This is a genomic window from Nodularia harveyana UHCC-0300 (assembly GCF_034931085.1).
In the GTDB taxonomy this organism is placed as follows: domain Bacteria; phylum Cyanobacteriota; class Cyanobacteriia; order Cyanobacteriales; family Nostocaceae; genus Nodularia; species Nodularia harveyana.
Genome location: NZ_JAYGHG010000021.1, coordinates 59,368 through 80,402, shown reverse-complemented (window position 1 = coordinate 80,402; position 21,035 = coordinate 59,368). Strand labels below are relative to the sequence as shown.

Here is a 21,035-nt window from a genome sequence, read left to right as displayed (position 1 = left end):
GGCATACCGGAACCTTTGCGCTAGACGCAAGCAACGCTTGGGGAGATGAAACCTCTACTCATGTTGGTGAAAACCTGCATGAGCAAGTTATGTCTTAGATCCAAGAATCCCCGTGCGTTCACGCCGGGGAGTGTCAATTATTAGACTGGAAAAGAACCTATCTAATCCATAGGTATTTTTCCCGGCTTTGCTGATTACTACTTCGTCTCCTGCCAACAAATAAACATCATTTGGGCAAAACAAATGCCGTCGAAAAAACACCCAGAACACCGTTGCCCACGGTATGACTGTACGAAAGAATCTGATTACCGTCCGATAACTACCACCACTAAGCGTCCAACGCGAAATTCCCAACATCGTTACTCGCCCACTCATGGCTAACATAGCCATGATGATCTGGCTCAATTGCCGCATCGTCGTGACTTCTATCTCTGGTAGTAGGCATTGCAACAGTGCTAGTATGTCAAACATGGGCTGTGTGTGGATTTCGAGTTGTTGTTTTGGAAGACTATAACTCTACTACATCAGCCCTCTTTTTTATACTCTTTTTTTGGCTACAGTTTTGATAAATTAAATAGGGTGTCAAAGTATCATCAAGAACGTTTTTGCCGATTTTCTTCCCAGCGCCAGAGAAAAATCATCAGGGCTAAAACTCCGATTTGAAGTGCTAAATTAGGCAGAGCGCTATCAATGTCTCGTCCAGCCAGGACTTGAAAAAAGAAAATAAATGCGCCAATGAAAGCAGATGTACCAAAACCGATATAGATAAATTTTCTTACACCACGATAGGGGGCGGCCATTTCAGCTTTGAGGCGGGCATATTGTTCTGGATTGAGGCGATTTTGAGAATTTAGTTTGCTCATGAGTAAATGGTGCTACAATTATATGTCGTATATGCCGATGTGGCTCAGTGGTAGAGCAGCTGATTCGTAATCAGCAGGCCACGGGTTCAAATCCCGTCATCGGCTTGAATAAAACTAATTAACAATAGTGTATCTTTTCCTCTGCGGCGATCGCACACTCTAAGTTTTTAGCGGCGATTTTACATTGCGAGGAAATAGCGATTTAATTTTAGTCAACCTCAATTATTGGCTGAGGCTGCTGGTCAACCACAGTCAATTAAACCTGAGTATGCAAATTTGGGACATTCTCAGGTTAATTCAGATTATTTTGATTGCTTTAGTTTTCAACTGTATGAGACGATTTTGCAGCAATAACCAAACTTGCTAGAGTAGAAGCCAGCTTTTTTTGTTGCTGCTTAATCATTCCAGCTGCACCTAAAGCTCCAAGAGCTAACAAACCCCATGTATTCCCAGATTCGGGAACAGATTGTGGCTCAATTGCCGAGAATGCTGCATCTGCTAAGATGCCATGAGCAGTTGTTGTGGGATGAAGAGCGTCCCAAAACAGATACTCATTTGGGTTAGAACATTGCGTAAACTGGCCTGTTGCTAATATGAATTCAATTGACTCTTCTAAGCAACTATCATTCAGATTTGTGAAAGGAAATTCTTCTGGATTGTTGATAACTTGACTAAATATAGAATTAACGTCGAACAGATTGAGATTAAGGCTAGGTCTCTGCTGACTTAAATTTTGGATACTTTGACTCAAGGCTAAATTATGTAATCCAGTCAAAATATTAAGTTCATTCGCAATAGCAGTATTCTGGGTCGCGGGGATACTTCCTAAATTAAAAAGATTAGGTACTAAGAAATTCTTAGCCCCAACAGAAGCTAGATTAGTAATTACATTGAGCAAATTATTGACTGGTTGATTAAAGTCTTGAATGCCAGCGCCTAGATAATCATTACTGCCAGCTGATATTATGTATAGCGCGTCTTGATCCGCTTGAGGATTAGTTGCCAAGAAAGAGTCGATCTGCTGGGTTAATCCCGGAAAAGGCAACAAAGGATTATTATTAAATGTATTAATATCTCCTGTTGTAGCACTAGCAACAGCAAAGTTAGTTGCCGTTAACCCCAGATCATCTGAAAGATATTCTACCCACACTGGCCCATTAGAGAATCTTCCTTCAAAGTATGGAGAGGGAGGAATTCCAATGTTTAAATTATCTTGGGTTAAACTGAAAAAATTACCATTATCAACAAGACTATCACCAAATACATAAAGCTGACTAAAAATTGTAGCAGAAGCTTTAGTTGGTAATATTAAGGAAAAAAGGAGGAATCCTGCCGCCAAAAATTGCTTTTTCATGTTTCTTAAATTCTAGAAATATTTCTAAAGAATGATAGATCAAAGAGTTAAATTGATGAGTTATGGCAAAATTCACTAACTTCAGGAAGAAGTACATTTGCCTAATTTTATTTAGTACAGTTTGTAACAATAAATTTAAACATACGGTATATTGCTGTTTAAATACAATAATTTACCGAAATTTTATGATTTACGGCTACTTTGTAAATTATTCATAAAGTAACAATGCCAAAAATTAAGCCAGGGTAGATGAATAGTCCACCCCAGCTTTAGCTGTAGATTAATGGGAAAGACAAGCTCAGTTTGGCGATCGCCTGAAATTCAAAGCCTCAGTCACCGATATTCCCTCACCTAAAGTCCCAAAATAGCCCAACGCCGCCGCCGCCTCTGCGCGAGACACTGGTTTTTTGGGTTGAAACAGGGTTGTATAGCCAAACACCCGCCGAATATTTGATTGTTCACCATTTTGGAAATCAGCAAGCACTGCGCGTAATGCCTTGGGGTCAATTTTTCCCGTATCTTGAAAACCCCAGGTTTGATTAACTGCTTCTAAATTGGCAGCAGGTAAGGCTTGGCGAGTATCTAAGGGTATTTTCCACAAAATCAACTGTTCCCTAGTTAACGGTGCGTCAGGACGAAATACAACTGCGGTAGAGTCCCCAGACAAAGGACTAGGAATTAAACCAGTTTCTGCTAATCCTTGAATTACCGGAAAATCAGGATCATTTGCAGATACATCACTAAAGGTCGGTTGAGTGCTGGTTGATGCCAAGCGAATCTGTTTAGCCGGATTATTCACATACATGGCATTGTTAGCAGCTACTAGCCAACGGGCATATTCTCGGCGAGTAATGTTTTTACTGGGTTCAAATGATTTATTGATGCCATCATTGGAACTGTTCTTAATTTCCTGAGAGTGTAAAGACAAAACACCCAAAGCTGCTAAGTCTTGGATAGATGGACGCAGTTCTGGTGGTGCTTGATTGAGATCGTCAAATTGCTGAGATGTAGAACTACTCGATGTGTTACCTGGTTGTGTCGCCACATTGTCGGGTCGGCTGGGATTCTTAGATGGACTTAGAGTTTCCCTCGGTTTTGTAGCGGCGGTATTATGAGGTGAATACTCAATAACTAATGCCGTCGCTGTTTGTGGCTGATCCGGTTTGGGGTTAGTAACTGATTTTGGCTGAACAGATATTTTGATCTGTAAATCGTCACGACGCACGATAAAGGTATTTTCTAAATCATCTGTAGGCCGTTCTAATATCTGCCAGTCACTTTTCTGAAACTGGTCACTATAAAAACTAGTAATAAAATTGCTGGGGTCGGAACTCAGCCAACGAGTGACTACAGGATTTTTTGCGCCACTAGCAGGTGTAACTGACTGTAATTTAGCATCGGGATACAAAGGGATATTCTGGGGAAAATCAGCTGGTAACTCAACTGTGGGTTGGTTTTGCCCTGGTTTGCCTTCATTGGTCTGAGATGCGCCAAAAATTTCTGGGTTGTCTTGTAGCCTGGGATCTGCCGCCAAAGACTGTTCCAGGTTCTTGGCGTTGGAATTGTTACCACAAGCTGTTAAAAAAGTGAGTAAAACAGCCAAACTCAATAAGACAGCTGGACGTTTACAAAAAAGCACGGTACATCACAAATGGCGTGTCAATTTCTACCCTAGCGCAGACTGCTGAGAGTTAATTAATTATTCTGTAATTTGTGGCGCGGGTAATTGGTTTAAAACTCTCCATAGTACGGTGTAACTACCATCAGGACGGCGACGTACTGCACGGAAGGCTAGGATCAGATCACTACTGGGAATTTGTTGTAGTTGTTCTGGTGAGATGGCTTTGTTTTTCTCAATGCTTTCTGGGAGTTGAAATTGTAGCGATCGCACTAAATAAGTATGATTTAATTTCACGGGAGCATGGGGAAAAATTACTGAATTTTGCTGCCAATTCTGGTCTTTACCCGTTAACAACCGTCTTTTTTCTAACTGCAAAGCCGCCAACTGTTTGGGTGGTTGGTAGTTCAGGAAAAATTCTCGCGTTGGCGATGCTACAGATCCCCAGGAGCTATCTAACTCTTCCAGAGGTACATCACCCACCTCAACCATGAAACTATAATCTAGCCCTTGATCCAGTAACTGAAACCTTTCTCCTCGCATCTGAAGTGTTAAGCTAGGATTAAATCCATCCTTAGCATCACCCAAAACAGGAAAAGGATAACGCTCCCCGACATTGGGTTGCAATCGATTCCGTAAAGTATTCAGGGGACGTTGGTAAGCTGAAGACTGTAATACACGAAAAATACCAGTACGAGGCAATGCCAACAACTCAGCGTAAATTTGTGATTCTTCCAGACTGACTGCGTAGGTAAGACGGTCGAGTATCTGAGTATTTTCCCAAGGATCTGTAAATCGGATTTGTGGGGGAAATACCTTCTGTGTTGCCATTAAAATTTTCTTGGCGGTTGTCAGAGTAGCTAGTGCTGAATCAGGGGCTACAATTGCAGGTTGGAGAGGCGGTGCATAATTAGCTATGGCGGTTTTTGCGCTCCTGCCAATCACCTGTTTTTGTATTTCTAAAGGGTGATTTGATAACTTGGGTTCCAGTGCAGAGAAAGGGAGTGCAGGCTTACCTAGTTGGGGATACTGTATTGGTGCAATAGAAAGCACCGGATCTGATTGACGTTCACCAGTCACCAGAGGTAGCTGTCTGACTAAGGCTAATTCACCCCGTCGAGATAACAGAGTATCTAGTATTGGGGATAGTTTTAATAACTCCTGGTTAGAAGTATACAAAGAGCAGTAAATTTGATCTGGGGCTGCCGTTAATTCTGGAGAAAAGGGTGAAAGATTGCTGGATAAGTCAATTTGAGAACTACATAAAGTTTGAGAATGCTTTTGCTGGCGATTCACAAAACTTTCTACACTCTTGAGTTGAATTGTTAATTGTCCTCTTACAGCTCGCATCCGATTGGGATCGGGATTTATCAGTGCTTGCTCAATACGAGCAATCAAGTCTATCTGACGCTGCACCAGTTTCCCGGCTTCAGTATAAAATTTTTCTTCTGTTGACTTTGATGTCAAATTTTGAGTTATGGGAGATGGATATTCCGCAGCCAAGGTGATTGCTGGAACAGAAGCTAAAGGCAAAGGCAGCAAAAAGCTCAAAAATAAGTGTCTCATTTCAAAAACGCCGAGTAGATAGGAGTAGGAAAAATCTAAAATAGATATTAAATTGGGAAAAATCCCCACGTATCGACAACCATCAGTCCATTTTACTTTCTGTGAAGCGAAGCGTCGCCAGGTTGTTACCAGTGCTGAAACACGATTACATGCAAGTTTCCCAGGATCAGCCTATTTATTCTGAGGCTCCACTCCAACTATTATTATTTGTCGATGGACGACCCAAGTCCCGACAACAAGTACAACGTATCCGTGCTTACTTAAAAGAATTACAGGCTGAGTCTAACTTTGATGTTCAAATTATTGATGTGGGGCAACAACCCTATCTAGCAGAACATTTTAAATTAGTCGCCACTCCAGCTTTAATTAAGATTCACCCAGAACCTCGACAGATTATAGCTGGGAGTAATATCATTGCCCAATTGAAGAACTGGTGGCCGCGCTGGCAAGCCAATGTAGATACTTATTCTAAAGTACCAGAAGATTTACAAGAACGAGTAGAGGATAATAGTCAAGTATTATTACCTAAATCAACAATTCATTCTGTGGCGGTTTCTACGGAATTAATTACACTTTCAGATGAAGTTTTTCGCTTAAAACAGGAAAATGACAAACTTCAAGAGCAGCTACTATTTAAGGATAGAGTTATTTCTATGCTGGCTCATGATTTGCGTAATCCTCTGACAGCAGCTGCGATCGCCATAGAAACTTTACAATCTAATTACAGCATAGAGATGGCTGCATTTACCCGCCTAAAACCAGCTATGGCAGCCCATTTATTAAAACAGGCCCGCAATCAAACTAAAACAATTGACCGGATGATTGCTGATTTGTTACAGGTAGGACGCGGTAGTGATACAGAGTTGCCTATAATCCCGCAAAAGATGGCAATTGGTAATATTTGTATGGATGTATTACAAGAATTGCGCGATCGCTACATTGCGAAATCCCAAGAAATAGAAACCGACATTCCCCAAGATTTACCGAAGGTCTACGCTGATCCTGAACGTGTACGGCAAGTAGTCATAAATTTACTAGACAATGCCATTAAATACACCCCCGAAGGCGGCAAAATTACTGTTTCTGGTTTACACCGCACCACCCAAAAAATTCAATTTAGTATTGGTGACAGTGGTCCAGGAATTCCAGTAGAAAAGCGCGATCGCATCTTTGAAAACCACTACAGACTACAACGTGATCAATCTATCGATGGCTACGGCATTGGTCTTTGTTTATGCCAGCGCATCATCCAATCACATTATGGTCAAATTTGGGTAGATGCTACCCCCAATGGCGGCGCATGGTTCCACTTTACACTACCAGTATATCCATCTTGAACGCCAAATCAGACAAGATGAGTTACCTATTTACAAGGGAATTAACGAAAGAATTGTCAACTCTGGACAATCTGATTGCGCCCTTGCTCTTTTGCTCGATAAAGAGCTTGATCTGCCGCCATAATCAAATCAGAAGGAGAAGATTCCCAAGTAGGAGTCATAGTCGCCACTCCCATACTTATCGTCACATACTGACTAATGTCAGAACCACTATGAGAAATTTGTAAATTAATCACACCAGTTTGCATTGCCATAGCCAAGTAAAATGCATCATCAGCACAAGTGTAAGGCATAATTACAGCAAACTCTTCACCACCATAACGCGCCACTAAAACTTGATTATTTTCCGCTTTATCGTTTAAAGTACCGCTCACCTTACGGATACAATTATCCCCAGCAGGATGACCATATCGATCATTGTACAACTTAAAAAAATCAATATCACACAAAATCAGTGATAAAGGAGATTGTTCCTGCACTAAATTAATCCACTGCGTATTCAGATAATCATCAAAGCGACGACGATTAGCCAGCCCAGTCAAAGCATCGACATTCGCCAGTTGCTGTAAAGCCAAATTTGCCGCTTCTAATTGTTTGTACACCTGGGCTTGTTGTAAGAGTTTTTTTAATCTTTGGCGCAAGACTGGCCAATGAATTGGCTTAGTCATATAATCTGTGACCCCTGAATCAAAAGCTCGATCTACAGACTCCTGATCATTTAAACTTGTAATCATCAATATGGGTGTGCGTTCCCATAACTTTGAGATCACAGTATTACCCAAAGGAGCTTCAATATCAAGACTAGCGAGGGCTATCATCAAATTATTTTTAGCAATTTGTAGTAATTGTTTACAACAAGTAAAACCATCCATCACAGGCATAATGGCATCGAGTAATACTATATCTGGTTTGACAGTCTTATAAGCATCTAAACACTGTTGACCGTCAGCAACCTCAACGACGCGATAACCTTCTTTTTCCATAGCTTCACGCAACAGTAATCGGACGGTCTTGTCATCATCAGCTACCAAAATCACCGGAGGTTGCTTAGATAAACTAAACGGGCTTATCCCTGACATGACTTACGTACCACTGAACAGAAAAGTATCGAGTTAAAACATAGCTCAAGAAACCTCATCCTAATGATTAAATCGTCTAGGAGCAACATTTTTCTGGCAGTAGTCAAAATTATTGAACAAACTTGTTCTCTGCTGACAAAGTATAACAATGTGATTTCAAATAAATATATTCCGATTTATTCCACAATATAGGTGATTTCGGCGCAAAAAGGTAAGTATACTAGCTAAAAATATCCATATAGATAAATTCACCTTGGCTAACAAAGGAGTGTTATTCATTAGCAGATAAGACTGTAATCAAGTTTAGCCACCAACGCAGCTCCAAAATTTGACTTGAGAATTGCATCTCACAACTACACACTATTGAGAAAAATTATTAAATGCCAGACTCCATAATGTACCAGCAAGATAATTTTCTTGTTCTAGAAACAGACCAACCAGAACAATTTCTCACCACCGATGAATTATTAGACAAACTTAAACTTGTCCTGGAAACCATTAGTGATGATCAGTTATCCCCAGACTTACAAAAGTTTGCATCTGTAGATACTCAAGCCAAATACTTAATTGATACAAGTTGTGAATTAGATGTGGGTCCGGGAAAATATTTACAGTGGTACGCAATACGATTAGAAAAGTAGTTTTGCAGTCAATGTAGCTTTTTCTGTCGTCACTCCAACACAACTTCCTTATTTCTTCAGAAAGTTAGCCGAAGGGGTGGGAGGGGTTCCCCTCGGAGGAGTTGGAGAGAATTGCTTTCATGCACTCCCCAAACAAAACTGCGGCGGATTTAGGTCTCAACAATCGTCATAATCGTTAATTCAATCACATCTTCCTCAACCTGTGTAATCTTAATATCTACTCCAGGTCCGAAATATTTTGTCATTTTCTCCTGTTTTTCTTGCCAAACATCCAATGAAATAAATTCAGAATCAAATTCTAAAATTAAGGCATAAGCACCATTCATTTCAGTTTCTCGTAAACCTGTGACTATTGGGCGGTCTTCATCTGTGGGACTCAATCCAAGGTAAGACAGGGCTTCATCTAAATGAGCCTCTTGACCGTAGCAGTATCGAGTGATGTCCTTGCGAATTTTATTTTGAGTAACAGTTGCTTGCTGTTCTCGCAAGAGTAATATAGATGGCGTTGTCTCTTCGCTGAAGGGTATAGGCTGAATTTCATTAGCTTTCAGCGCCAGTCCTCCTAAAAACAGGGGAAACCCATAAAAAAATCCGACAAGATTAAGTGTGGCATTATCAGCACCGTAGGCGATGAAACCAACAACGATTAATATACCGCCGATGGTTAAACCGATAGTTCCCAAAGAAATTTTACGTAACATGAGCTTCGGATATTATAAATTCTTAACATCTCAGTTTTTATTATCATCGGTTATTGGTCAGAATTGAAGAGGAGTTACTTACGGCTGATGATTCCAGCATAAACCCGATTAATCGCGTCTATGCGGCATTTTGGGTTAACTTTAAATTTGAGCCTATTTCAAAACTGGAAAAAAATTATGGATTTACAGACTATAAAAGAACGAATTGCCGTGGTTCAAAGCAAACGGGAGTATCTACTGAGTCTTCTGGAACAGCCAAACTTGGGAACTTTGAGAATTGATGTCAACCAGGCTTTAGAAGAGATGGATGATTTAATCGATGAATTTAAACGGACTATTCCGGACACAGATAATAATTAGGATAAACTGAGAGTACGTACAACAGCGCTAGTAAAACCGTTAATCAATGGTGGAACTGGTGCTGTTTTTTTTTGGAAATGCTCACTTTTCAAGTTGCGAGTGTAACTGGAGTTCTCTGACTTGATTGCAAATAAATATTTTTTCCTAGTTTCTCAATTGAAAAGCAACCTGGGGATTATATATTATCAATTATTTCTGGCACGTTCTCCCAACTGGTTGACCAAAGCAATCAGTTCATTTGTAGAAACATCTTTTTGACATACATCGTCGAAATTAGTTGTGGCCTTAGTAGCCCAAAAATTGACATCTTCCACTGAAGAATAAGCTAGTATTTGAGTTTGAGGGGAGATAGCTTTGATATGACTAGAAGCACTCCAACCATCCATAATTGGCATTTGTAAATCTAGAATAATCACATCAGGTTGAAAAGTTTGGAGCATTTCTATAGCTTCTTGACCATTACAAGCTAACCCAACTACGTGAAAATTTTTTTGCGTTGAAAAAGCTAATTGTAAAGTTAAGCGTGTAAGTTCGTGATCGTCAACCACTAAAATACGCAAGGTCGTAGACTCACAAGACAACATTAACATTTAATAAGATAGAAAAATCGATACATCAGTCCTCACATTTTATGGTAATAATTCTGAAAAATCACTCTATCTTATGGTGGAATAAATCGTGTTTACTGATGATGTTTGACGAAAAATTAGCTAAAAAATGAAGTTTTCCTAGAACAAATTGGAATTACCTATTTTTCTGTGTAATAGTAGCTTTTTTTGGCATCAATCAAGTTTGAGGCTAGACCTGTTGAACGTAATGCCATGTTGATGAGAATTGTTTGTGAATTAGTTTCTGGAGAATCTTCACCGGGACGGCGTTGAATATAACTACCATCAGATTTTAGTTCCCAGGCTTGACGATTATCTGCTAACATGATTCCTAAAATTTCTTGCAAATCTTTAGCAATATCTGGGTCTTTGATGGGGGTAATGACTTCAACTCGCCGATCTAAGTTGCGACTCATCCAATCAGCGCTGCCAATGTAAATTTCCTCTTGTTTATTATTATGGAAATAGTAAAGGCGAGAATGTTCTAAGAAGCGGCCGATAATGCTGATGACGCGAATATTTTCACTAATGTCTTTTAACCCTGGTCGTAAACAGCAGATCCCGCGAATAATTAGATCAATTTGCACTCCAGCACGAGAAGCTGCATATAAAGTGGCGATGATTTGGGGATCTACAAGGGAATTCATTTTGGCAACAATCCGCCCTGAAAAACCATTTTGGACATTTTCCATTTCTCGATGAATTAATGCCAAAAAGCGATCGCGCATATTTACAGGCGCAACTAGCACTTCTCGATAGGATTTTTGCCGAGAATAGCCGGTTAAAAAATTAAATAAATCTGTAATATCTGCACCCAATTCTTCCCGACAGCTAAATAATCCCAAATCTGTATATAAACGTGCTGTCTTAGGATTATAGTTCCCAGTACCTATGTGGATATAACGGCGCATTCGGTCTTTTTCTCTACGCACTACCATCACAGTTTTGCAATGAGTTTTGAGACCTACTAAACCATAAACAACGTGTACACCAACTCTTTCTAAACTTCTCGCCCAATAAATATTATTTTCTTCATCAAACCGGGCTTTTAATTCCACTAACACAGATACTTGTTTGCCATTTTCCGCAGCTGCAATTAAGGCTTTGACTATGGGTGAGTCGCCGGAAGTGCGGTAAAGGGTCATTTTGATGGCTAGCACATTGGGATCATGGGCTGCATGGGTAATAAACTTTACTACTGTGGAGGAAAAGGATTGATATGGGTGGTGTACCAACAAATCTTTTTCTCTAATGATGGCAAAAAAGTCCTGACCTTCTTCTAATTCCAAAGGATCTGAGGTTAAACTTGGTTCTCTCAATCTTTGTAAACGTGAAGGTACGACAGACTGGCGTGGTGGTTCTTTGAGTTCGGGTAATGGCAAGGCCATAAAATACATTAAGTCCCGTAGTCCTAAAAGCCCATCAACTTCATAAACATCATTTTCGGTTAAGTCCAAATCTTGCAATAGCCGAGAACGTATGGGCTGAGGAGTCTGGGATTTAATTTCTAGTCTGACTGGGGTTCCACCCATGCGCCGTTTACGTAGTTCTTGTTCAATGGCTAAGAGGAGATCATCTGCTTCGTCTTCTTCTAAAGCCAAATCAGCATCACGGGTAATGCGGAAGGGGTGATATTCTTGGATATTCATGCCTGGAAATAGAGACTCCAGATTATGAGCGATCGCCTGTTCTAAGGGTACACCAGTCCAGTGCGCTGTTTTTCCAGTTTCAGGAATTCCTAACTCCGGTGGTACAGGTATAAATCGCGGTAACACATTCGGGACTTTCACCCTAGCAAAAAATTCTTGTTCTGTATCTGGGTTTATCACCACAACAGCCAAATTCAGGCTGAGATTAGAAATAAAAGGGAAAGGATGGCTAGGATCAACAGCCAAAGGAGTTAGAACCGGAAATATTTGTTCTTCAAAATAGTTATCTAAATAAGTGCGTTGTTTTTGGTTTAAATTTATGTAGTCTAGTATCTGGATGCCATGACTAAGTAGCTGAGGTTGCAAAACTGCTTCAAATTGTTGGTGCTGCTTTGTCACCAGGGGACTAAGTTTTGCTCTAATATCATCTAGCTGTTGCTGTGGTGTACGACTATCAGGAGTGAGTTTGGCAACTTTTGCTTCTACCTGTTGCTTTAAAGCTGCTATCCGCACCATAAAAAATTCATCTAAATTGGCGCTGAAAATCGCCAAAAATTTTAATCTTTCTAGCAGCAGTACCCTGGAATCACAAGCTTCGTGCAGTACACGACTGTTAAATTCTAACCAACTTAACTCACGGTTAATATAGTATTGGGGATCGTTCAAATCAAGGGGATTGGCGTTCTTTTTTGATTTCGGCATGACGATCTTTTGGTAGCCAAATGAGCTAATGCATCTGGTGGATTATTAATATATTCAGGCTCTCCACTCTCAAGAGCAGGAGATTTTGGGATTACGTAGAAGTTTCACCTTCCCTTGTCTATTTTATCATTCATTTACTGGTATTTATCGAATTTTATTCAGGGGCTTTACGGATTACATCCGGTAAGTTAAATAGAACTGGAGTGAAACTCTCTAGTCAAATTTCTCTAAGTTGCCAAATGTTCCAAGCTACTCGTCGCCGTCTTGCTATATGGTACACCGCCGTAACTGCGGTATTACTCCTATTATTCGCCAGTGGTGTATATTTGTATGTCCGCAGTACATTAATTGAGCGGGTTGATGATACCCTCAATCACGTAGTGGAAATTGTAGAACGCTCTTTGGTAATTGAGCCAGTTAGTGGGGATAACGAACAATTTCGGATTAATGTAGAAGCCAGTTTTCGAGATAATGCCAGCACTGTAGAAGATGACCACATCGACCTAGAATGGTTTAGTGCTAATGGCAAATTAGTTTGGTCTACTCTTTCGGAACCTCTAAATATTCCTATTCATGGGAATCGGCTGGGTGAAACAGTCCGTGTAGTGAAGCAGGAGATATGGGGAGAGGGAGAGACAGAGGATTCTCCACTTTTATTAAGACAAGTTACCCAACGGGTGGAAGTGGGACGGCAAGTATTAGGATATCTGCGTGTTAGTCATCCCTGGTTTGAAGTTACTAAACCTAGTCGCCAGTTGATTATTGATTTAGCTTTAGGTACTTGGTTTATGGTGTTATCTGTCGCTGCTAGTGGCTGGTTTCTTTCAGGTAAAGCTATGGAACCTGTGGGGGAATCTTACCAACGGCTGAAACAATTTACGGCTGATGCTTCTCACGAACTCCGTAGCCCTATTACTTTAATTCAAACTAATGTGCAAGTTGCTCTTGCTGATTTAGAATTAGCAGATACAAGAGTTACTAATTTTGTCCACTATCGACAACAGTTAAAAGTGGTGGAACGCCTCACCCAGCGTTTGGGTAAGCTAGTTAATGATTTATTGTTTTTAGCAAGACAGGATAGTGGGATTAATAAAGATGTTTTTTCATCTTGTCCTTTGGATGCTTTACTAATGGAAGTTGTGGAAGAACAACAACTATTAGCTAGGGAAAAAAAAATTACGTTAACTCTGGACTTGGTTGATCCTCTCATAGAGGAAAGTAGCCCGGAATTACTAGAAAATTGGTTTACCCTGGCGGGAAAATGGGATCAACTGGTACGACTGTTTACAAATTTGATTGGTAATGCTTTGCAATACACCCCTGCTGAAGGAGAGGTGTCTGTACAATTGGCGCGTTTAGAGGGAAGCAATCGGGTTTCTAAAATTCGTTACAGCACAGCTGTGTTGCAAGTTAAAGTTAGGGATACTGGAATTGGTATTCCCACTGAAGCTTTACCACGCTTATTTGACCGCTTTTATCGGGTAGATCCAGCACGTACCCATAAGACTGCAAAGACAATTACAGAAGGTTTTACAGGTTCAGGATTAGGATTGGCGATCGCATCTGCAATTGTAGAACATCATCAAGGTCAGCTACAGGTTGAAAGCAATATTGGCCAAGGTACAACTTTTACTGTGAATTTACCAATTACTCCAGAGTATTAAATCTAGATTCTATATTTCTTCCTGATGATGGATAAATCACTATGAAGTGACTAGTTACTATAAAGTTAGTGTTCGTAAGAATTTTCCCGTTTCATAGTCTCATGCTATACAAATTCATTCCTGATGGCGAGTTCATCAAATATCCTTAAAGCTGGGTTTGTATAGCTAGGATTTTTACTCACATAGGACTTACGCATAATCTACGTTTTCTTGGCGTTCTTGGCGGCTTGGCGGTTGGATAAATCAAGATTTTTGGCAATTGTTGCGTAAGTCCTGTCACACTTTAATCTTCCTAATTTACATAATCCTTGAATTGAAAATTGTGGCGTGATCTCACTTTAATTTCACTCCTCTAGTTAGATTAAGTAAATAGAGTTAATCGTTATCTTGAAATTATTCATTAATAAGCACGACTTTTTCTAAGTATTTTAGAAGACTTAAGTGTTATTAGGACTTAATTATGAAGATAAATACGCACAGAAATCGCAGATACGCTGGATTATTCGGGGTTATTTGCGGCGGATTACTGATTACAGTAGGAGCTATTTCTCAAAGAACAGTAGCACAACAACCTACTTCCCAGGTTAACCCTTGCCCTCGTATTTACTACGAAGAACCACACAACAACCGGATTTTAGTACCACAGGGATGTCCTGCTAATGCTTTTACTGGTAGACTAAGGGCGCAAGGAATACTCCGACCGGCTAATCCAATAACTCAACAGAGACGGCTAGGGATGGGCGGTGAAGCACCAGATAGAGGACTGATTACCTGTCCTGGTGTTTACTACGAAGAGCCTTTTAACACTCAAAATATTGTACCTCCAGGATGTCCGCCTAATGTTCTGACGGAACAACTGCTAGCACATGGAATTCCTCCTAATTTAGCTGTGCGGGCGCGTCCATCCGTGACTGTGATTCAACCACCCTTCCCAGAAGAACAACAACCACCCAGTACCCAGATTGCTTTGGCTAATGGTAGGGTAAATATCCGCTTGGTTAATGATAGTGGGGCGGAAGTTATTTATGAGATAATTGGGGATACACGGGCGCGATCGCTTCCTGGAAAATCCAATACAATGCTGCGAAACTTAAACGCACCCATCACCATGACATTCTTCCGTGAGGATGGTGGATTAATACAGGTGACTCTCCCAGATTCTGCGGAAGCGGGAATGATGGAAGTGAGATTGAACACCACCACTGAAATGCAGGAAGATAAAAGTACAGTGCGGATTCAAGAAGACGGTAAAGTGTTTTTGAATTAGAACCTTAAGTCCAAGGAGAGATTTTTATCACAGCTGTGTGTAAACTTGACTCTGAACGTCCGTACTTAAATAGGTATTTCCATCACAAATTTCGTGCCTTGTCCTGGAGCAGAAATACAGTATAGTTTGCCATTATGCTGCTCAACAACAATTTGATAGCTGATAGCAAGTCCTAAACCAGTACCAGAACCAACTGGTTTAGTCGTAAAGAAAGGATCAAAGATGTGGGATAAGGTTTCGTCATTTATACCGATACCATTATCAGCAATGGAAATTTTAACTACATCTGTTTCAGAAACTAGCTCTGTTTTAATTTCAATAATTGGCTGGGAAATAGTATTAGACTCAACTCTCAAGGCATCAATTGCATTATTGAAAATATTCATAAATACCTGGTTCAATTGACCGGCATAGCATGGGATTTTGGGAGTTAGTCCATATTCTTTAATTACCTGGATCTGTGGTAATAAGTTATTGGCTGCCAATCTATGTTTTAAGATTAGTAAAGTACTTTCTATTCCTTCCTCCAGGTTTACAAATTTCTGCCTTGATTCATTAAGACGAGAAAAATTGCGTAAACTCAAGACAATATCACGAATACGCTCGCTTCCTGATAGCATAGAATTGAGCATTTTGGAGACATCTTTTGTCAGAAATTCCAAGTCAGCAGCTTCAATTTTTTCTTGTAGACTACTCGATGGGTGGGAATGTTCTAATTGATAGGCTGCAATCAGTTCTAAAAGGGTATTAATAGATTTTTGACTATGGATAATATTGCTATAAATAAAGCCTATGGGATTATTAATTTCATGAGCAATACCTGCAACTAAATTCCCCAAACTAGACATTTTTTCTGCCTGAATCAGTTGTGCTTGGGTTTCTTGCAACTTTTTTAAGGTTTGTTCTAAGTAAATATTTTGCTTCTGAAGTGCCTTTTCAGCTAATTGACGCTCAATTTCTGCTGCTGAACGAGCTGCAAAGATTTTTAAGATAGACTCTTGTTCTTCATAACCGCGTTCTAACGGTTTGGTATGTAAACCAGCAATATGTCCTAGAGGCTTACCATTAGGATCTAAAATCGCAATACCTAGATAGCTTTCTGCATTCAATGCGACTAAATCTAAGTCTTCAGGAAACTTTTGTTGAATACAATTAGGGTAAATTTGGATACCTTCTTTATAGAGAATACCACAAGGAGTTCCACTCAAACCATATTCAAAATTGGGCTGAAAGTCTTCTCCTGCCCAAAAAGCTAAAACTTTCGCTCGTGGCTCTTCGCCATCAACAAACTCTGCAATAAATGCATACTGAATTTCCAGGACTTCAGCCAAATAACGGGCGCAAGCTCGGAAAAAGGCTTCACCAACCTGGGATGTAATTCCTTGTACAATCAGTTTTAGATTAATATTTTCTTGTTGGAGTGGTTGAGATGATGCAGAAATGGCAGGTTCCGTTGAGTGATGATTGAACATGGCAGTGGGTTTAAGCTTCGGTAGGTATGACGATAAAGCCCTTTGTTATGAAGAATTAATTTACCCACCTGCAACCGATACTATTTCATACTCAGGAACAATTCATCAAATATTCATCCAACATTTATATATTAATCTGTCTTGTTGTGCGATCGCTGGATCAATAGAAATACTGTGCGGGTTCACAAGGAAGTTACAGTATTCTTGAATAAGAATCTTTCCCGCAATTTCAATGGTGTCGCGGATGGGGTTTAGGGCTACTAATTAATTAAGCACATCTATGGTTACGCGACGCAAGGTATATTTAACAATTAATTAAGTAATCACTTCTTGAGCATTTGAGTCAATCGATCAATTAATTGTACTTCCTGTTTATTATCTGACAGGGTGCGTGCCAGGATGATTGCCCGCTCATAAAAATTACGCGCTGTGGGATAATTACCTAGTTCCTCGTATAAATGAGCGTAAGATTCAAAAGATCTTAATTCTTCTCGGAGATTTTCTAATTCCTGAGCAATGATTAAACGTTGTTCTAGTAAATCAAAGGCGCGTTCATAACGTCCTACAGCACTATGGGCTGTTACTAAACCGTCAATGGCTCGTAATTGATTATGGCGATCGCGTCCAGTTTCAGCGATTCTCATTGCTGCGCCATAAGTACCAATGGTGTCTGGATAATTTCCGGCTTGTAAATAAGCATCACCTAAATTATTCAGGGTATTAGCTTCACCAATGGGATCACGGGTTTGACGACGGAAGTTGAGCGCAATTTCATATAGTTGAATTGCTTTGTTAACATCTCCCTGTCGGAATACTGCTAAACCTAAGTTGTTTAAAGATAGTCCTTCACCTTCAATATTTTGCACATTACGGGCAATTGTCAGCGCTTCTTCACTGGTTTTACCTGCGGCGATGGGTTCACCTTTTTGTAATAATAAGGTGCTGATATTATTTAAGCCAAAAATTTGAGCTTGGAAGTCTTTTGTATCACGGGCGATCGCTAACCGTCGGCGTAAGGCGTTTTCCCCTTCTTTTAAGCGATTTAACTGGAGATAAGACTGCGCCAGCAAATCATAAGTTAGTCCCTGTGCCTTAAAATCACCGATGGCGTGATAAATTTCCAATGCTTCTAAAGCCGATGTCACAGCTTTTTCTGGAAATCCAGAAGCATATTGTTGTTCACCAATACGCAACAACGTATCAGCGTTTTCTCTCGATTGTCCCCAATTGGAAGTACTTGCAGGGTAGTGGAGTTGTTGGGTAACATCAGCAGCACGCGCCACCGTGGGAGTGAATAAACCAATAAACACTAAAACGTAACACCCTGGTAGTAAATGCCGTTGTTTCATAAAATTTATCATTGAAATTTCCGCTTTCAGCAGAAGATTCCCGCAAAAGAATTAATTTTCTCTAATGAAAACGAAGAATTTACGCATTTATACATAGACTATGACTGCACAAAATCTTCGTCCAAGTAGATGGCGCGGATGTCTGCTGGTAATTTGTCCTCTAGGATAGAATACCCTTCCTGGAGAAAATTAGCTACTTCGAGGGGAGATATTTTTTCCCCTTCGGCTTGTAAGTAAGCCGCAATTCTGGTTTCACTCCAGTGGAAAGTTTGAGACATCAATACAATTAAGCGCAACATCGGTGGAAGTTGATCTAAAGCCTGTTCTACGTAGCACCATAGGGGCGGCGAAGTTGTGGACAGTGAATAATGAATGGCTTCTGTGGGCGGGAGTTTAATTTCGTTGATACAGAAAGCAGCCAGATTAATCAGCCAATTTTGCAAAGTTAAAGCCTGTGGAGTCGATGAAGAATCACCTAAATTTAGTCCCCCCAGTTCGTAATAGATATGTTTCCAAGTCAGGGCAAACAAATAATCTGCCTGGACAGGCGATCGCGCTGAATGCTGAATCAAAGTGTAAACTATGGGACTATAACGGCAAAAAATCACCGTAAAATACTTACCCTCATCTGGATAAGTCTGAAATAGATTTAACAGTTCCTGATCACTGTGATGAAACAGCGACTTGACTAACGGATGATTAGCTTCGGGAAAATGGGGAATTTGCATAGCTGTAGTCTGCATAGTAGTTAAACTAGTGTTTTTCGTCCTAATAGTGCGCTGATCTGCATAAAATCTAGGTTTCAGTCTGTTTGTTGGTCAAACTCAGATTAGTTTAATATTGATAAACTAAGAATAAGAACTTAAATTTATTCCTATCGACAATAATAAAAACGCCCCCTCAAATAATCTTTTGGTTTGTTCATGGTTATAGCAGCTAATGTGATGCCTTTCTTATTTTCCCCCCTAACTTTTGGCTCTTTTTTGTCTTCTTTGCCCTTGGATAGCTTATTTTCTACCCAGGGAATTATGGTCATTTTACTAGCCGCCTATGCTGGCGCTATGTGGATGTTCCTCAGCAGTGCGCCTAAAGTCCACACTGTCATGGTGTCTGACTTAGAAATTGCCCGACAGTTGTATGAAGGATTGCTAGATTTACCCGCCGCCGAAGTTCCTTTGCACTACTACTACAACTACGAACAAACTTTAGGTGCGACGGGGATTGATCCACTGTATATGTCTACCAGTCCCACCTGGTCTAACAAAGTGATGAATAATACTAACGATGGTCTGTGGTATCAGATGAAGAAAAATACCCAGTTGCACGTAATTACAGGGGCTAGTTTAGGTCATAAAAATCAGCAACGTCATGTTTGCTTTGACCGTGACTGTTTGGATATGATTTTATTACGAGTAGAAATGCGTGGTTTGAAGTTCAAAATTCGTAACCAAAAGCCCCTGAATTTTTTGGTGAAAGACTATGAAGGTCGAGTGATTGAAATCGCGGAAGTGGCAAATTAGTGATGTTGGGTGTTTCAGATTTCAGCTGATCAACACCCAATATCTTCATAGAAATAATATTTGATTATCGTTCGCGTAGCGTGCGCGTAGCGCATACCGCCAAGTCGCCAAGTGCGCCAAGTGAAGAAAAATGTACACCTCACAGCAATATGAAACGGATTTCTATGGTTGGACTCAAGAGCAAATTAATTTGCTTCAGAATCAACAATGGGATAAGTTAGATACTTTGAACTTGATCGAAGAAATTGCTACTTTGGGCAGAAGAGAACGGCAAGAATTGAGAAATCGGTTAGGGTTATTATTAGGGCATTTACTGAAATGGCAGTTTCAATCAGAAAAACGCAGCAATAGTTGGTTGGGTACAATTCGAGAACAACGTGTGCAAATTAAGTTCTTGCTGCAAGATAGCCCTAGTTTAAAACCATATTTAAATGCGGTTTTTGCCGATGCGTATGAATTAGGTTTAGCTTTAGCAATTCGAGAGACTCAATTGGATGAACAAGTATTTCCAGAAATATGTCCTTACACTCCAGAACAAATACTCAACCCTGATTTTTTACCAGAACTGAATTAAAATTAATAGGCTCAACAAGTACCGAATGAGCAGGGGTTTGGGCAATGGTAAACCCCTAAAATTATTGATGATCAATTAGCGATCGCACAGACAAAATTATTTATCTGTTTCTCAGTTTCCAATAAGCTTGAAGAGGACTCATGGTTTTAGTGCGATCGTAGGTATGACCCTTATGAACTTCTAAGTGTAAGTGTTGGCTCATCCAGTATGAACCTAAATATGCACCATCAAAAACTGTACCAATTATAGTTCCAGCTTCTACACGCTGACCAATGCCCACAGAGTAATTTTCTAAATGCCCATAAATCCAAAGATTACCATCATCACCTTCAACACCAATAAAGAAATTACCAGGAGTAGACTGAATTATCCTAGTCTTACCACTAACAACGGTTTTTACGGTATTACCAGCAAGTCCGTCCATATCAATACCATAATGACTTCCTCTGTAATTAGTAGTATCAAAGTATCCGGCAGTTATCGCCTTGTAAGAACCGAAAATGCCATTTGAGAGATCAGAGTAAACCTGCTTGACAGATGCTAGGCTCTCACCGTTTTCTGTTTTACCGTCAAAAAATAAGTTGTCACGACTTTGATAGTTCCAGTTATTATCTGTGAATGAAGAAAGTTCACTGTAGTAACCATTTTTGCCTTGAATTTGCCACTCAAGACCAGGAGATTCTAAATCCACTCGACCAAAGACTTGTGTCC

Annotated in this window: 19 protein-coding genes, 1 tRNA gene and 1 pseudogene; 8 read left to right on the top strand and 13 right to left on the bottom strand. The window is 40.1% G+C overall.

Annotated elements, in window-relative coordinates; genetic code table 11:
* Positions 1 to 141: 141 nt before the first annotated feature.
* A pseudogene (locus VB620_RS13410) lies at positions 142 to 471 on the bottom strand (transposase); the annotation flags it as partial.
* 122 nt (positions 472 to 593) lie between these two features.
* Positions 594 to 863, bottom strand: a complete 270-nt coding sequence (locus VB620_RS13405; RefSeq protein WP_323196647.1) for a DUF3493 domain-containing protein — start codon at positions 861 to 863, stop codon at positions 594 to 596.
* 33 nt (positions 864 to 896) lie between these two features.
* On the opposite strand from VB620_RS13405, the gene VB620_RS13400 reads away from it, so the two are divergent.
* Positions 897 to 968: transfer RNA gene (locus tag VB620_RS13400), tRNA-Thr, on the top strand.
* Between the two features lie 211 nt (positions 969 to 1,179).
* On the opposite strand, the gene VB620_RS13395 is transcribed toward VB620_RS13400, so the two are convergent.
* From VB620_RS13395 to VB620_RS13385, 3 genes are all read right to left on the bottom strand, one after another.
* Positions 1,180 to 2,217, bottom strand: a complete 1,038-nt coding sequence (locus VB620_RS13395) for an SGNH/GDSL hydrolase family protein (protein WP_323196646.1) — start codon at positions 2,215 to 2,217, stop codon at positions 1,180 to 1,182.
* Positions 2,218 to 2,515: 298 nt separating this feature from the next.
* The gene (locus VB620_RS13390) at positions 2,516 to 3,856 is read right to left on the bottom strand and encodes an S-layer homology domain-containing protein (RefSeq protein WP_323196645.1); all 1,341 of its coding nucleotides are present in this window, start codon (positions 3,854 to 3,856) and stop codon (positions 2,516 to 2,518) included.
* 60 nt (positions 3,857 to 3,916) lie between these two features.
* Complete coding sequence (locus VB620_RS13385; protein ID WP_323196644.1) at positions 3,917 to 5,401, bottom strand: hypothetical protein; 1,485 nt, start codon at positions 5,399 to 5,401, stop codon at positions 3,917 to 3,919.
* Between the two features lie 131 nt (positions 5,402 to 5,532).
* Between VB620_RS13385 and VB620_RS13380 the strand changes: the two genes are divergently transcribed.
* A complete protein-coding gene (locus VB620_RS13380) occupies positions 5,533 to 6,738 on the top strand; it encodes a histidine kinase (RefSeq protein ID WP_323196654.1) in 1,206 nt (401 codons plus the stop codon).
* Positions 6,739 to 6,794: 56 nt separating this feature from the next.
* Here VB620_RS13380 and VB620_RS13375 read toward each other — a convergent pair whose 3' ends face one another.
* Positions 6,795 to 7,817, bottom strand: a complete 1,023-nt coding sequence (locus VB620_RS13375; protein WP_323196643.1) for a GGDEF domain-containing response regulator — start codon at positions 7,815 to 7,817, stop codon at positions 6,795 to 6,797.
* A gap of 380 nt (positions 7,818 to 8,197) precedes the next feature.
* On the opposite strand from VB620_RS13375, the gene VB620_RS13370 reads away from it, so the two are divergent.
* Positions 8,198 to 8,458 carry a chlororespiratory reduction protein 7 gene (locus VB620_RS13370; protein ID WP_323196642.1) on the top strand — a complete coding sequence of 87 codons (261 nt, stop codon included), beginning with the start codon at positions 8,198 to 8,200 and terminating at the stop codon, positions 8,456 to 8,458.
* A 149-nt stretch (positions 8,459 to 8,607) separates the two neighbouring features.
* Here the strand turns inward: VB620_RS13370 and VB620_RS13365 are convergent, their stop codons facing one another.
* Positions 8,608 to 9,159, bottom strand: a complete 552-nt coding sequence (locus tag VB620_RS13365; protein ID WP_323196641.1) for a DUF2854 domain-containing protein — start codon at positions 9,157 to 9,159, stop codon at positions 8,608 to 8,610.
* Between the two features lie 177 nt (positions 9,160 to 9,336).
* On the opposite strand from VB620_RS13365, the gene VB620_RS13360 reads away from it, so the two are divergent.
* A complete protein-coding gene (locus tag VB620_RS13360; RefSeq protein ID WP_323196640.1) occupies positions 9,337 to 9,519 on the top strand; it encodes a hypothetical protein in 183 nt (60 codons plus the stop codon).
* A gap of 185 nt (positions 9,520 to 9,704) precedes the next feature.
* Here VB620_RS13360 and VB620_RS13355 read toward each other — a convergent pair whose 3' ends face one another.
* Both VB620_RS13355 and ppk1 read right to left on the bottom strand, forming a co-directional pair.
* On the bottom strand, positions 9,705 to 10,109 hold the full coding sequence (locus VB620_RS13355; RefSeq protein WP_323196639.1) for a response regulator transcription factor: 405 nt from the start codon (positions 10,107 to 10,109) through the stop codon (positions 9,705 to 9,707).
* 158 nt (positions 10,110 to 10,267) lie between these two features.
* The gene (gene ppk1 / locus VB620_RS13350) at positions 10,268 to 12,478 is read right to left on the bottom strand and encodes a polyphosphate kinase 1 (RefSeq protein ID WP_323196638.1); all 2,211 of its coding nucleotides are present in this window, start codon (positions 12,476 to 12,478) and stop codon (positions 10,268 to 10,270) included.
* Positions 12,479 to 12,717: 239 nt separating this feature from the next.
* Here ppk1 and VB620_RS13345 point away from each other — a divergent pair, with 239 nt between their 5' ends.
* Positions 12,718 to 14,142, top strand: coding sequence for a sensor histidine kinase (locus VB620_RS13345; RefSeq protein ID WP_323196637.1), 1,425 nt, complete (start codon positions 12,718 to 12,720; stop codon positions 14,140 to 14,142).
* Positions 14,143 to 14,602: 460 nt separating this feature from the next.
* Positions 14,603 to 15,409 (top strand): hypothetical protein, encoded by an 807-nt coding sequence (locus tag VB620_RS13340; RefSeq protein ID WP_323196636.1) that lies wholly within the window; start codon positions 14,603 to 14,605, stop codon positions 15,407 to 15,409.
* 65 nt (positions 15,410 to 15,474) lie between these two features.
* Here the strand turns inward: VB620_RS13340 and VB620_RS13335 are convergent, their stop codons facing one another.
* From VB620_RS13335 to VB620_RS13325, 3 genes are all read right to left on the bottom strand, one after another.
* The gene (locus tag VB620_RS13335) at positions 15,475 to 16,881 is read right to left on the bottom strand and encodes a sensor histidine kinase (protein WP_323196635.1); all 1,407 of its coding nucleotides are present in this window, start codon (positions 16,879 to 16,881) and stop codon (positions 15,475 to 15,477) included.
* Positions 16,882 to 17,204: 323 nt separating this feature from the next.
* Positions 17,205 to 18,230 (bottom strand): tetratricopeptide repeat protein, encoded by a 1,026-nt coding sequence (locus VB620_RS13330; RefSeq protein WP_323196634.1) that lies wholly within the window; start codon positions 18,228 to 18,230, stop codon positions 17,205 to 17,207.
* 98 nt (positions 18,231 to 18,328) lie between these two features.
* The gene (locus VB620_RS13325; RefSeq protein WP_323196653.1) at positions 18,329 to 18,958 is read right to left on the bottom strand and encodes a sigma-70 family RNA polymerase sigma factor; all 630 of its coding nucleotides are present in this window, start codon (positions 18,956 to 18,958) and stop codon (positions 18,329 to 18,331) included.
* 195 nt (positions 18,959 to 19,153) lie between these two features.
* On the opposite strand from VB620_RS13325, the gene VB620_RS13320 reads away from it, so the two are divergent.
* Together VB620_RS13320 and VB620_RS13315 are read left to right on the top strand one after the other, a co-directional pair.
* Positions 19,154 to 19,750, top strand: a complete 597-nt coding sequence (locus VB620_RS13320) for a glyoxalase-like domain protein (RefSeq protein WP_323196633.1) — start codon at positions 19,154 to 19,156, stop codon at positions 19,748 to 19,750.
* Positions 19,751 to 19,880: 130 nt separating this feature from the next.
* The gene (locus tag VB620_RS13315; RefSeq protein ID WP_323196632.1) at positions 19,881 to 20,324 is read left to right on the top strand and encodes a DUF29 domain-containing protein; all 444 of its coding nucleotides are present in this window, start codon (positions 19,881 to 19,883) and stop codon (positions 20,322 to 20,324) included.
* A gap of 100 nt (positions 20,325 to 20,424) precedes the next feature.
* Here the strand turns inward: VB620_RS13315 and VB620_RS13310 are convergent.
* The coding region (locus VB620_RS13310; protein ID WP_323196631.1) for a M23 family metallopeptidase at positions 20,425 to 21,035 on the bottom strand (611 nt) is incomplete at its 5' end.

Coding starts and splice junctions, on each gene's coding strand:
- VB620_RS13405 (WP_323196647.1), bottom strand. CDS start 863: ATGAGCAAACTAAATTCTCAAAATCGCCTCAATCCAGAACAATATGCC.
- VB620_RS13395 (WP_323196646.1), bottom strand. CDS start 2,217: ATGAAAAAGCAATTTTTGGCGGCAGGATTCCTCCTTTTTTCCTTAATA.
- VB620_RS13385 (WP_323196644.1), bottom strand. CDS start 5,401: ATGAGACACTTATTTTTGAGCTTTTTGCTGCCTTTGCCTTTAGCTTCT.
- VB620_RS13375 (WP_323196643.1), bottom strand. CDS start 7,817: ATGTCAGGGATAAGCCCGTTTAGTTTATCTAAGCAACCTCCGGTGATT.
- VB620_RS13370 (WP_323196642.1), top strand. CDS start 8,198: ATGCCAGACTCCATAATGTACCAGCAAGATAATTTTCTTGTTCTAGAA.
- VB620_RS13365 (WP_323196641.1), bottom strand. CDS start 9,159: ATGTTACGTAAAATTTCTTTGGGAACTATCGGTTTAACCATCGGCGGT.
- VB620_RS13360 (WP_323196640.1), top strand. CDS start 9,337: ATGGATTTACAGACTATAAAAGAACGAATTGCCGTGGTTCAAAGCAAA.
- VB620_RS13355 (WP_323196639.1), bottom strand. CDS start 10,109: ATGTTAATGTTGTCTTGTGAGTCTACGACCTTGCGTATTTTAGTGGTT.
- ppk1 (WP_323196638.1), bottom strand. CDS start 12,478: ATGCCGAAATCAAAAAAGAACGCCAATCCCCTTGATTTGAACGATCCC.
- VB620_RS13345 (WP_323196637.1), top strand. CDS start 12,718: ATGTTCCAAGCTACTCGTCGCCGTCTTGCTATATGGTACACCGCCGTA.
- VB620_RS13340 (WP_323196636.1), top strand. CDS start 14,603: ATGAAGATAAATACGCACAGAAATCGCAGATACGCTGGATTATTCGGG.
- VB620_RS13335 (WP_323196635.1), bottom strand. CDS start 16,881: ATGTTCAATCATCACTCAACGGAACCTGCCATTTCTGCATCATCTCAA.
- VB620_RS13330 (WP_323196634.1), bottom strand. CDS start 18,230: ATGAAACAACGGCATTTACTACCAGGGTGTTACGTTTTAGTGTTTATT.
- VB620_RS13325 (WP_323196653.1), bottom strand. CDS start 18,958: ATGCAAATTCCCCATTTTCCCGAAGCTAATCATCCGTTAGTCAAGTCG.
- VB620_RS13320 (WP_323196633.1), top strand. CDS start 19,154: ATGGTTATAGCAGCTAATGTGATGCCTTTCTTATTTTCCCCCCTAACT.
- VB620_RS13315 (WP_323196632.1), top strand. CDS start 19,881: ATGTACACCTCACAGCAATATGAAACGGATTTCTATGGTTGGACTCAA.